Below are 311 nucleotides of genomic sequence, written 5' to 3' on the forward strand. Positions count from 1 at the left end.
CGCCCCCGCGATCCGCACGCCCGCCGCCGTCCGCGTTGCTGCCGTCGTCGCCACGCCGCAGGCTGCACCGGCCCGCGCCGTCGAAGCCAGTGTCGTCCGCGCCGCCGCGGCTGTCGCGAAGGTTCGGCCGCAGGCCGTGGCGATGCTCGATCGCAAGCTGCTGTCCGACAGCACGTTCAGCGACATCCTCTCCTCCGCCCGGGCGGAAGCGCGCAAGCGGTGACCACGTTGGTCGCCCGTCCCGTGCAACAGCGTAACACGCCGAAGCAGCGCCACGCGCTGGTCGCGACGTCGCACACGCGGCTGATGAT

At 73.0% G+C, this 311-nt stretch carries 1 protein-coding gene; it reads left to right on the plus strand.

The features are described 5' to 3' along the window. The coding region (locus AC0IYH_RS30615) for a hypothetical protein (protein ID WP_471837919.1) at positions 1-223 on the plus strand (223 nt) is incomplete at its 5' end. Between the last annotated feature and the right edge of the window lie 88 nt (positions 224-311).

The sequence above is a fragment of the Pseudomonas sp. AC463 genome (genome assembly GCF_979253585.1).